Here is an 11,082-nt window from a genome sequence, read left to right on the forward strand (position 1 = left end):
CGGCAGCGCCCCCAGCCGCTCGGCCTGCGTGAGGCTGGGGAACGGCACGTAGTACAGCACCACCCCGCTCACGAACCACATGAGGAAGAACAGCGCCAGCACCACGCCCAGCCACTTGTGCACGAAGATGACGAGCTTCTTCACCATGCGCGGCTCCTTGCCCTGCCCACCGGCGTCAGAACGTGGCGCGGGCCGTGAGCTGCACGGTGCGCGGCGCGCCCAGCAGCCAGCGTGCGTTGGCCGTACCCGCCAGCGCATAGTCGCGGTTGGCCAGGTTCTTCACCGCCAGGCCGAGCTTCAGGTTGCGCGAGTAGTCATAGGCCAGCGAGACGTCGAGCACCGCATACGACGGCAGCCTGGTGGTGTTGGCGGTATTGCCCTGGCGCTCGCCCACGTAGCGCGCGCCGAAGCCGGCCTGCCACTGCGGCAGGAAGCGGTACGCGGTCCAGATGCTGGCGGTGCGCTCGGGCACGCCGGTGGGCGTCATGCCATCACGCGAGACCAGCGCGCCCGATACCAGCTCCTTGAAATCGTCGTAGCGCGCACGCAAGAAGACGGCATTGGCGTCGATGGTCCAGCCGCGCACGGGCTCGGCCGCAAAGGCCAGCTCGATGCCGGTGGAGGACTGTTGGCCGATCTGCTGCGTGATGTTGGGGTTGCTGGCATCGCGTGAGAGCAGGTTGCGCTTTTCGATCTTGTACAGCGCCACCGTCCATTCTCCGCGCACGGCGGGCACGGCGCCCTTGGCGCCGACTTCGACCTGGCGGCCCTTGGTGAGGTCGAACGTATTGCCGCCACCGGGCAGCGACAGCGCGCCGGACAGCGGATCGGTCCCCGTGCCGAACTGGCCGTAGAGCGACAGCGCCTCGCTGGGCGACCACACGGCGCCCAGGCGGCCAGTGACAGGCGAGTACTTCTTGACCAGGTTCACGCCGCCGCGCAGGTCGGTGGTATCGAGTTCCATGTGGTCGCTGCGCAGGCCGGCCACCAGCTTCCACTCCTTCGTGAGGTCGAGCGCGTTCTCGGCGAACAGGGCCGTGGTCTTGAGTTCGGAGGCGCGGCCAGGGATGGTGGGCACCGGGCTGATGAAGCCCCCGGGCGCGAAGTTGAACGGGTCCACCGTGCTTGCGCCGCCGTAGGGCGAGTTGTTGGTGTGCAGCAGCTTGGTGCGGTACCAGTCCAGCCCCACGATGAAGCGGTTCTTCATGCTGCCCAGGTTGCCGTCGAAGGCGGCGTCGAAGCGGTTGCCGGTCTGCTCCTGGTCGTGCAGGATCTCCAGGTAGTCGCTGCGGTTCACGGCCGTGCCGGCGGCGTTGAAGGCATAGGCCTCGGCATTGCGCCAATGGCGGTCGGTGCTCAGGTGGTAGGTTTCGTTGCGCAGGCGCACGCCGGCGGCGGCCTGCCAGTCGACCTTGGCGCGCCAGACACGGTCGTCGTACTTGACCACCGAGTCGGCCACATTGAAGTTGGTGCGGCGCAGGCGCTCGTCGAGCACGCCATTGCGCAGTGGCGTACCGAAGTAGCGCGCATCGTCGTTCACGCCGCCGTCGAGCGACAGGGTGATGTTCAGGTCGCGGCCCGGCCGCACGGCCAGGGCCAGGGCGTAGTTGTGGCGCTGCGTGTCCATGAACTGGCGGTAGCCGTCGCTCTTTTCCGCATCCAGGTAGACCGAGTAGGCCAGCACGTCGTTGATCGGGCCGCGCAGGCCCACGCCGCCCTGTACCGTACCGAACGAACCCACGGAGAAGAATGCCTCGCGCTGCGTGGTCTCGAAGCCCGGGCGCTTGGTCACATAGTTCACGGCCGCGCCGATGGCGCCGTCACCGTAGAGCACCGAGGCCGGGCCGCGCAGCACCTCGACCGACTCCATGGGCCAGGTCGAGAACGGGTAGGTGATGGTGCCCGAAGCGACGATGAGGCGCGTGCCGTCCACCATCTGCGCCACCGAGTTGTGGCCGGCGAAGCCGCGCGCCACCAGGCTGGTGCCGCCGTTGCCGGGGGCTGGTGCCTCGGTGATGCCGGGCATGCGCACGGCCACGTCCTGCGCTCGGGTCAGGCTGCGCTCGGCGATATCGGCCGCGCCCAGGCTGCTCACGCTGGCCGGCGTTTCGCGCGCAGTCAGGCCCAGGCGCGAGCCCGTGGCGCTGGGGGCATCGAGCGACAGCGTGCTGCCGGGTGCGGACTGCGTGTCCGTGACCTGCACAGCGGGCAACTGGGTGGCGGCGGCGGACTGGGCATGGGCAGCCGTCTGAGCGATGCAGGCCAGCACGGCCAGGGACAGGGGGGTGAGGTGTCGGTGCATGGGAAAGGGACTCCAAAAACAGGCAAATTCAGGGAAGTAACGGAACCAGGGGCATGGCAGCGTTGCTGAATCAACCGGTGGGGGTCGGCACAAAGGGCGGTAACCGAGCCACGATGCCGCTCTTGAGGCGCGCAGGACGCTCGTTGCGGTTGAGCATGCCGTCGCTGGCACGGGCATGCATGGCGCCGCACTCCAGCACATGGCGCGCGGTCTCGTCATCGGGCTTAAGGTCGCCGAAGACAAAAGTGTGCTTGCCGGGCGCCTGGAAGGCAACGGAGCAGGCCCGCCCGCAACTGCTCAGGCAGGCCACGCCGCGCACGCGCACCTGGGCCCAGGCGCCCGCGTCGTCTTCGAGCTGGGCCATCTGCACGGCCTCGAACAGCAGTTCGCCGCTGGCAGGCAGGTCACGCGGGGCACCGGCCGGGCGGCAGGTGGTGCAGACGATCACGTCGGTGGTGGTCGGGAGGGGCATCGGGGATGCTGCGTCGGACATCGGGGAAAAGCTCGTTCTAAAAAGAAAGGGGTTCGGGCATGCGGTGCTCGGCATGCCAGCGCGCGGCCCAGGCGGCGCAGCGGCCCACCGGCCGCAGCGGGTCGTCGAAATCCACGACCACGACATGCGTGGCCGCAGCGGGTGCAGCAGGCTGCTCCAGCGTGCGGCCATCGGTCAGCAGCCACAGGCACGACGGAGCGCCTGCGCCGCGCCTGCGCCGCGTGGTGCGCAGCAGGCGCTCGGCCTCGGCCAGGCCGGCCGCCAGGGGCGTGCCGCCTCCTGCGCCCAGCGGGCGCACGCGGGCCGTGCCGGCCGTGCGCGCGGGGCCCGGGGGCAGCAGCAGCTCCACCCCCTGGCCGCCAAAGCACAAAAGCGCCACCTCATCGCCCGCGCGCGCGGCCTGCTCGATCAGGCGCGCCGCATAGCCCTTGGCCCAGGCCAGGCGCCCGCCCTGGCGCATGGAGCCCGAGGTATCGAGCGCGATCAGGTGCAGGCAGGGCTGCACGGCACTGGCAGGCTGGCGGCGCAGATGCGCGGCCTGCAGGCGCGCCGGGCCCTTGGCCACCAGCGTGGGCAGCCAGGCGATGCCCGCACCCTGTGGGTCGGCGGGCCGGGCCACGGCCTGCGGCGTGCGCAGCCAGGCATTGCGGGGGGCTTGCCACCTCCAGCCTGCGCTTGCCTTGTTGGTCTTCAGCGAGCGCGGGCCGGGGTGGCTCAGGCTTTTTTTGGTGGCCATGCCCCCGTGCTGCGCACGCGCGCCATGGCCTGGGGCTCGGGCGGCAGGGCGCCCCAGTCGCCCTCGGGCACGTTCTGCGACGAGGCAGGGCCCTGCGCGCCGGCAGGCGATGGTTTCGTCGATGACGAAGGCGGTGGCTGCGTGGCGCCAGGCGGTGGCGCCGAGCCGGCGTTGCTCTCCGTGCGGCGGTGCGCCAGCGCCAGATCGGCCACGGCATCCACATGCGCCGGGCCCACGCTGTCGTCCTGCTGCAGCGCGGCCAGCGCGCGCGCGGCGCGCAGCATCACCAGGTCGGCGCGGATGCCGTCCACCCCTGCGGCCAGGGCCAGGTTGGCGGCATGCTGCACCACGGCGTCGGTCCATTCCAGGGCCGCCAGCGCGGCGCGGGCGCGGGCCACCGCCGCTGCCAGTTCGGCCTGCGCGGCTGCATGCCGCGCCACCACGGCCGCGGGATCGGCATCGAAGGCCAGGCGGGCACGCACGATGGCCTGGCGCTGCGCGGCATCGGCCGGGTTGTGCAGGGCCACTGACAGGCCGAAGCGGTCCAGCAACTGCGGGCGCAGCTCGCCCTCCTCCGGGTTCATGGTGCCCACCAGCACGAAGCGAGCCGCATGCTGGTGCGACACGCCATCGCGCTCCACGGTGTTCACGCCGCTGGCGGCCACGTCGAGCAGCGAATCCACCAGCGCATCGGGCAGCAGGTTGACCTCGTCCACATAGAGCACGCCGCCATGCGCACGCGCCACCAGGCCGGGCGCCAGGCGCACCTGGCCGTCGCGCAGCACGTCTTCGATGTTCAGCGTGCCCACCAGTTGCTCCAGGCTGGCGGCCAGGGGCAACGTGACGAAGGGTGCCTCGGGCAGCAGCGCAGCCAGCGCGCGTGCCGAGGTCGACTTGGCCGTGCCGCGCGGGCCGCTGATGAGCACCCCGCCCATGCCGGGGTCGATGGCGGCCAGCAGCAGGGCGCGCTGCAGGGCCTCGTGCCCGACCAGGGCGGTGAAGGGGAACGCAGTGGCGGGAGGTGCGAAAATAGTCATGTCAAAGGTCCTTCGCCCTGGGTTTCAAGGCGGTGCTCCAGTGCGAGCAGGTGCTGTTCGATGCGCTCGCGGTGCTCACCAGGCTCGGCCCACAGGCCACGCTGCATGGCTTCGAGCAGGCGCTCGCCCACACTGCGCAGGGCCAGCGGGTTGTGCTGCTGCAGAAACTCGCGCGTGGCGTCGTCGTGCAGGTAGGCGTCGGCCACCAGCGCGTACTGGTGGTCGCCCACCACGCCCGTGGTCGCGTCGAAGGCGAACAAATAGTCCACCGTTGCCGCGATCTCGAACGCCCCCTTGTAGCCGTGGCGCTTGACGCCGGCTATCCACTTGGGGTTGACTGCGCGCGAACGCACCACCCGCGCCAGCTCTTCGCCGAGGGTGCGGATGCGCGGCGCACCCGGCACGCTGAAATCGCCGTGGTACAGCGCGGCGGGGGCACCAGCCAGGTGCTGCACGGCGGCGGCCATGCCGCCCTGGAACTGGTAGTAGTCGTCCGAGTCGAGGATGTCGTGCTCGCGGTTGTCCTGGTTGTGCAGCACGGCGTCCACGGCCGCCAGGCGCTGCTCGAAGGCCGCACGCGCTGCCTCGCCATGGCCGCCCTGCCCATAGGCAAAGGCGCCAGCGCGCAGGTAGGCCTGGGCCAGGTCGTCGGCGGTGCTCCAGCGGCCGCTGGCCATCACCTCCTGCAGGCCGGCGCCATAGCCGCCGGGGCGCGGGCCGAACACGCGCCAGGTGGCGCGGCGCTCGGCATCGTCAGCGGCCATGCCCTGCGCCTGGGCTTGCGCGGCCTCGCGCCGCACGCGCACGCGGATGGGGTTCACGTCGTCGGGCTCGTCGTCCTCGGGGATGGCGGCCACGGCGCGCACGGCCGTGTCGAACAGGTCGATCACGCCCGGAAAGGCATCACGGAAGAAGCCCGACACGCGCAGCGTCACGTCGATGCGCGGGCGGTTGCGTATCGCCATGGGCAGCACCTCGATGTCCACCACGCGGTGGCTGCCGGGCGCCCATTGGGGGCGCACGCCCAGCAGGGCAAAGGCCTGGCCGATGTCCTCGCCGCCCGTGCGCATGGTGCTGGTGCCCCAGACCGACAGGCCCACCGCCGTGGGAAAGCTGCCATGGTCCTGCAGGTGGCGCTCAACCACGCGGTCGGCCGCCAGCGCGCCCATGCCGTAGGCCGTGGGCGTGGGCACGGCACGCGTGTCCACCGAATAGAAGTTGCGGCCCGTGGGCAGCACGTCGGGCCGGCCGCGCGATGGCGCGCCACTGGGCCCGGGCGGCACGAAGCGGCCCGCCAGGCCGCGCAGCAGCTGGCCCATCTCGTTCGCACCGCAGGCATCGAGCCGGGGCGCCAGCACGGCACGCATGCGCGCCAGCACCGCCGCGGCACCGGGCCACAGCGCGGCGTCGAGGGGCACATCCTCGGCGCCCAGGTAGCGCTCGACGCACTGCACAGCGAGCTTTTCCAGCCGCTCGCGCGTGTGGCCCACGTGGCGCCAGGGCTCGTCGCCCAGGGCCTGCAGCGCGTCGGGTCGCGGGCCGGTCCAGGGCGCGGCCCACTCGGGGTTCAAGGGATCGAAATCGGTGAGGCCCAGGTCCTGCGCCAGCGCCACCAGCAGGCTGCCCTGCCCTGTCGCAGAGCCACCCGGAAAGCGCGCCAGCGCCACCAGGGTGTCGGTGCGCTGGCGGCCCCGCGGCGAACGGCCCAGGGTGTGCAGGCCATCGCGGATCTGCGACTCCTTGATCTCGCACAGGTAGGCATCGAGCCGGCCGAGCAGGGCTTCGCGCTGCGCGTCGTCGGCCGGGGGCGCAAAGCCCAGCTCCTGGTGCAGGCGGTGCTGCAGCACCTGGTCGAGGATGCTCTGGCGCAGCAATTTGGCGCGACGCGGGTCGAGCGACAGCGCCTCGTAGTACTCGTCCATCGCGCGCTCGAGCTGCTGCAGCGGGCCGTAGGTCTCGGCGCGCGTGAGCGCGGGCATCAGGTGGTCGATGATGACCGCCTGCGTGCGCCGCTTGGCCTGGCTGCCCTCGCCCGGGTCGTTGACGATGAAGGGGTACAGGTGCGGCAGCGGGCCCAGGATGGCGTCGGGCCAGCAGGCGGCGCCCAGCGCCACGCTCTTGCCCGGCAGCCATTCGAGGTTGCCGTGCTTGCCCACGTGGACCACGGCGTCCACCGCGAACACGCGGCGCAGCCAGAAGTAGAAGGCCAGGTAGCCATGCGTGGGCACCAGGTCGGCATCGTGGTAGCTGGCCACCAGGTCCAGGTCGCGGCCACGCGCGGGCTGTATGCCCACGAAGACATTGCCCAGGCGCACGCCCGGCACCATGAAGCGGCCGCTGCGCACGATGGGGTCGGCACCGGGCGGGCCCCACAGCGCGTTCACCGCGTCCTGGCTGGCCTGCGGCAACGCGCCGAAGTCGGCCAGGTAGTCGGCCATCGCCAGGCTCTGGCCCGCGGGGCGGTCGGCATTGGCGTCGAGGTTGTTGGTCACGCCCTCCACCAGCTGCGCGATCAGCGCGTCGCCGCCCTCGGGCAGCTCGCCCGTGGTGTAGCCCGCATCGCGCAGCGCCTGCAAGATGAGCACGGTGGAGGCCGGCGTGTCCAGGCCCACGCCGTTGGCCAGGCGCGCATCGTCGTTGGGGTAATTGGCCAGGATGAGCGCCACGCGCTTGCCCACGTGCGGCTTGCTGCGCAGCACACACCAGCGGCGCGCCAGCTCGGCCACGAAGGCGATGCGCTCGGGCTCGGGCTGGTAGCGCACCACGTCGACCTCGGTGCGCTCGCAGCGCCAGGCCAGGCCCTTGAAGCTGATGGCGCGCGCGCCGATGCGCCCGTCCACCTCGGGCAGCACCACCTGCATCGCCAGGTCGCGCGGCGCCAGGCCATGCGGGTCGGCCTGCCACTGCTCTTGCGAGCAGCCGGCGGTGATGAGCTGCAGCACCGGCGCATCGCCGGCCAGGGTGATCGCCTGCGCATCCCCGTCGTCGCTGCCATCGATGGAGGCCACGGCAAAGCTCGTGGCGTTGAGCACCACGGCCACGCCCTGCTCCTCGGCCATGGCCTGCAGCACGGCCAGGCTCTCGGGGTTCTTGAGCGAATCGACGGCCACGGCCAGGATGTTGAGGCCCACCCCCGCCAGCGCCGCCTGCATGGCATCGAACACCGCCGTGTTGCCCGACTGCAGGTGGGCGCGGTAGAACACCAGCAGCGCCACCGGCGCACCGGGCACCCAGGGCGCGGCAGCGGCCGGCGTGTAGGCCATCACCGGCGGCAGCGGCCGCGGTGCGGGTGGGCGTGGCCCGATGCCAAAGGCCGCATGGCCGATCAGCGCGAAGAAGGCCAGCGCGTTGTCGCGCCCGCCTTCGCGCAGGCAGCGCCACAGCTGGTGGCAGTCCTCGGGGCTGGCGGTGCTGCGCATCAGCAGTTGCGGGTCTTCGACGTTGTCGCCCGAGAACAGCGCCAGCCACTGGCCGCGCTTGCCGGCCAGCGACTGCGCCTGCTCGACCACGTAGGCCCAGTCGCTGGGGCTGCCCAGGTGGTCGATGACGACCACGCGCGCATGGCGCAGCACGTCGTCCACATACATGTCGGTGGACGCGGGCTGGCGCAGCCACATCAGGTTGGCCAGGCGCACACTGGGGAAGCCTTCGCCCAGGCTGGCTGCGGCATCGGACAGCAGCGACAGCGTGGTGTCGGCCGCGCTCAGGATGACGATGTCGCCGGGCGTCTGCTCCACGCGCACCAGGCCCTGGCCCCCGTCCTCGACGTAGCCACCCGGGCGTGTGGAAAGCAGATGCATGCCGACGGCCTCAGGCGGTGGTGGCGGATTCGGCCAGGGCCGATTGCAGCTCGGCCTGCAGGGCCGCGGCATCCAGGTGGTCGCCGATCACCACCAGGCGCGTGGCGCGCAGGTCGCCCTCACGCCACGCGCGGTCGAAATGGCTGTCGAAGCGCTGGCCCACGCCCTGCACCACCAGGCGCATGGCCGCGCCCGGCAGGGCCACGAAGCCCTTGATGCGGTAGATCTCGTGGCGCTGCACCAGGGCGACCAGGGCCTCCAGCAGGCGGCCGCGGTCGGTCACGTCGAGCGTGACGTGGACCGACTCGAACTCGTCGTGGTCGTGGTCCTCTTCCTCGTCGTGGTGGGTCTTGCGCGCGTCGATCACGTCCTCCACCGCATGGCCCAGGCCCAGCAGCACGCTGGGGTCGATGCGGCCGTGCTGGGCGTGCACGAACTTCACGCCCGGCAGGGTCTCGCCGCGCACGATGGCTTCCACGCGGGCCAGGGCTTCGGCATCCAGGCCGTCGGTCTTGTGCAGCACCACCAGGTCGGCGGTGGCCAGCTGGTCCTCGAACAGCTCGTGCAGGGGCGATTCGTGGTCCAGGTTCTCGTCGGCGCGGCGCTGGGCGTCCACCGCAACGGGGTCGTCGGCGAAGTGGCCGGCGGCCACGGCAGGCGCATCGACCACGGTGATCACCGAATCGACCGTGAACACGTTGCGCAGCGCGGGCCACTGGAAGGCCTGCACCAGCGGCTTGGGCAGCGCCAGGCCCGAGGTCTCGATGACCAGGTGGTCGATCTGGTCGCGGCGCGCGGCCAGTTGCTCCATCACCGGCGCGAACTCTTCCTGCACGGTGCAGCACAGGCAGCCGTTGGCCAGCTCGAACAGCTGGCCGTTCTCCACGCCGTTCTCGTCGCAGCCGATGCCGCAGCTGCGCAGCAACTCGCCGTCGATACCGAGCTCGCCGAACTCATTGACGATGACCGCAATGCGTTTGCCCTGCGCGTTGGTCAGCAGGTGGCGCAGCAGCGTGGTCTTGCCGCTGCCCAGGAAGCCGGTGACGATGGTGGCGGGAATCTTGTTCACTTGCATGGAAGGAATCTCCAGTCAGAAAAATCGGAAATCAAAGGAAAAGGGCTGCGGCTCAGCGCAGCACCTGGGGCAGACCGATGAGGCAATCGACCAGCATGTGCGCCGCCTCGCCCAGGCGCGGGCCGGGGCGCGAGAGCAGGTCCATGCGGTCGGCATCGAGCTGGCAGACCTGGTGCTGGCGCAGCGCCTGCATGCCGGCCCAGCCGGGGCGGTCGGCCACGTTGAACAGGGTGGTCTGCGGGCCGATGACCAGGTCCGGCGCGCGGCGCACCACCATCTCGGAATTGACGCGCGGAAACAGCCCCATGTCGCCGGGCACGATGTTCACCAGGCCCAGGCGCGCGATGGTCTCGCCGATGAAGCTGGCCGCGCTGGCCGCCGTGGGGCCCACGCCCACCTCGACATACACACTGCGCCCGCGCAGGTGGGCCGGCACACGGCGCGCCGCGGCGTCGAGCTCGCGCTCGATGCGTGCCACCAGCTCGGCCGCGCGCGCCGATTCGCCGAGCGACTGGCCCACGCTGAGCAGCATGCGCCTGAGGTCGGCATGCGTGCGCGCATCGAACACCTGCACCGGAACGCCCAGGGCCGAGAGACGCTCCCCCGCCCGGCTGCGCGGCCCCAGCAGCACCATGTCGGGCCGAAGGGCCACGATGCGCTCGATCTGCGCGTCCTGCAGGCCGCCCACCTTGGGCAGCCTGGCCACGGTGCCGGGCCAGCTCGAATAGCGGTCGGTGCCCACCAGCTCGGCGCAGTGGCCCAGGGCGCAGACGGCCTCGGTGAGCGACGGGGACAGGGTGACGATGCGGTGCTGTTGCTGCGCCTGCGCGATCGGCGCAGCCAAACCGCCCAGCAGACCGAGCACGGCCAGCGCCGGCACCGTGGGGTGCAGGCGGGAGCGGGCTGCCAGCGGCAGGGACAGGGCGCTGCTGCTTGCGGCCATCAGTCCTCGATCCCGCGCTGGGCGGGCACGCCGGCCTTGAAGTGGTGCTTGACGAGCGTCATCTCGGTCACCGTGTCGGCCAGCTCGATCAGCTCGGCCGGCGCATTGCGGCCGGTGAGCACCACGTGCACATGCGGCGGGCGCTCACGCAGGCAGGTGAGGATGGATTCGAGCGGAATCCAGCCGTAGCGCAGCGGGTACATGATCTCGTCGAGCACCACGAGGAAGTGCTCGCCCGCGCGGATGGTGGCCTCGGCCTTGGCCCAGCCGTCCAGGGCCAGTTGCGCCGAGTGGTCCAGGTCGCGGCTCTTCCAGCTGAAGCCGTCGCCCAGGCCTTCGATGGGGATGCCCAGTTGTTCGAACAGGCGGTGTTCGCCGAACCTCGCGGTGGGGACCTTCATGAACTGGTAGATCTTGACGGTTTTGCCTCTTCCATGCGCTCGGATGGCGAGGCCGAAGGCGGCGGTGCTCTTGCCTTTGCCTGTGCCGGTGTGGACCAGCACAAGCCCCCGGCGTTCGCCTTGGGGTTTGGGGGTGTCGCGGAGGATGGGGGGGGATTCGATTTGCATTTTTTCTTCAAGACCTGAGGCGGTGCTTGCTTCTGTTGTTGTCTTGAGGGCGGTGGCCGGGATGTGCGCCCGGCGGCGCACCTTCTTTCTTTTGCGTCGCCAAAAGAAAGAAGGCAAAGAAAAGGCG

General features: G+C 71.0%; 8 protein-coding genes. All 8 read right to left on the reverse strand.

Annotated elements, in window-relative coordinates; genetic code table 11:
• Positions 1-175 precede the first annotated feature (175 nt).
• Positions 176-2,302, reverse strand: a complete 2,127-nt coding sequence (locus PMI14_RS30225; RefSeq protein WP_007860952.1) for a TonB-dependent siderophore receptor — start codon at positions 2,300-2,302, stop codon at positions 176-178.
• A gap of 70 nt (positions 2,303-2,372) precedes the next feature.
• Complete coding sequence (locus tag PMI14_RS30230; RefSeq protein WP_035206329.1) at positions 2,373-2,774, reverse strand: DUF1636 domain-containing protein; 402 nt, start codon at positions 2,772-2,774, stop codon at positions 2,373-2,375.
• A 37-nt stretch (positions 2,775-2,811) separates the two neighbouring features.
• Positions 2,812-3,531: a VWA domain-containing protein gene (locus tag PMI14_RS30235; protein WP_007860954.1), complete on the reverse strand. Its 720-nt coding sequence runs from the start codon at positions 3,529-3,531 to the stop codon at positions 2,812-2,814.
• Positions 3,510-4,568, reverse strand: coding sequence for an ATP-binding protein (locus PMI14_RS30240; protein WP_007860955.1), 1,059 nt, complete (start codon positions 4,566-4,568; stop codon positions 3,510-3,512). Before PMI14_RS30240 ends, PMI14_RS30235 begins: the two co-directional genes overlap by 22 nt.
• Entirely contained in the window at positions 4,565-8,368 is a 3,804-nt protein-coding gene (gene cobN, locus PMI14_RS30245; protein WP_007860957.1) for a cobaltochelatase subunit CobN, read from the reverse strand. The genes PMI14_RS30240 and cobN overlap by 4 nt, the downstream gene beginning before the upstream one ends.
• A gap of 10 nt (positions 8,369-8,378) precedes the next feature.
• A complete protein-coding gene (gene cobW / locus PMI14_RS30250) occupies positions 8,379-9,443 on the reverse strand; it encodes a cobalamin biosynthesis protein CobW (protein ID WP_007860959.1) in 1,065 nt (354 codons plus the stop codon).
• A 52-nt stretch (positions 9,444-9,495) separates the two neighbouring features.
• On the reverse strand, positions 9,496-10,386 hold the full coding sequence (locus PMI14_RS30255; protein ID WP_007860960.1) for an ABC transporter substrate-binding protein: 891 nt from the start codon (positions 10,384-10,386) through the stop codon (positions 9,496-9,498).
• Positions 10,386-10,955: a cob(I)yrinic acid a,c-diamide adenosyltransferase gene (cobO, locus tag PMI14_RS30260; protein WP_007860962.1), complete on the reverse strand. Its 570-nt coding sequence runs from the start codon at positions 10,953-10,955 to the stop codon at positions 10,386-10,388. Before cobO ends, PMI14_RS30255 begins: the two co-directional genes overlap by 1 nt.
• Positions 10,956-11,082: the final 127 nt, after the last annotated feature.

Origin of the sequence: Acidovorax sp. CF316 (assembly GCF_000276605.1) — a bacterium.
Taxonomy (GTDB): Bacteria; Pseudomonadota; Gammaproteobacteria; order Burkholderiales; family Burkholderiaceae_C; genus Acidovorax.